This window comes from Sedimentibacter sp. B4, assembly GCF_000309315.1.
GTDB lineage: Bacteria > Bacillota > Clostridia > Tissierellales > Sedimentibacteraceae > Sedimentibacter > Sedimentibacter saalensis.
In genome coordinates this window covers 1-241 of sequence record NZ_CANG01000207.1, presented here as the reverse complement: position 1 = coordinate 241, position 241 = coordinate 1, and the positions used below count along the sequence as shown (strand labels likewise).

The 241-nt window shown below is 73.0% G+C and carries 1 pseudogene; it reads left to right on the top strand.

The features are described 5' to 3' along the window. A pseudogene (locus tag BN358_RS23160) lies at window positions 1-241 on the top strand (alpha-1,4-glucan--maltose-1-phosphate maltosyltransferase); the annotation flags it as partial.

The following is a 241-nucleotide window of genomic DNA, read 5'->3' as shown; positions in this document are numbered from 1 at the left end:
CGGCGACCCCGGGTCCCCCTGGGCGATCGGTGGCCCCGAGGGCGGCCACGACGCCATCCACCCCGATCTGGGCGACTGGGACGCGTTCGACCGGTTCGTCGCGAAGGCCAGGGAGGTCGGCCTGGAGGTCGCCCTCGACTTCGCCCTGCAGGCGAGCCCTGACCACCCGTGGGTTTCGACCCACCCGGAGTGGTTCACCACCCGGCTGGACGGCACGATCGCCTACGCGGAGAACCCGCCA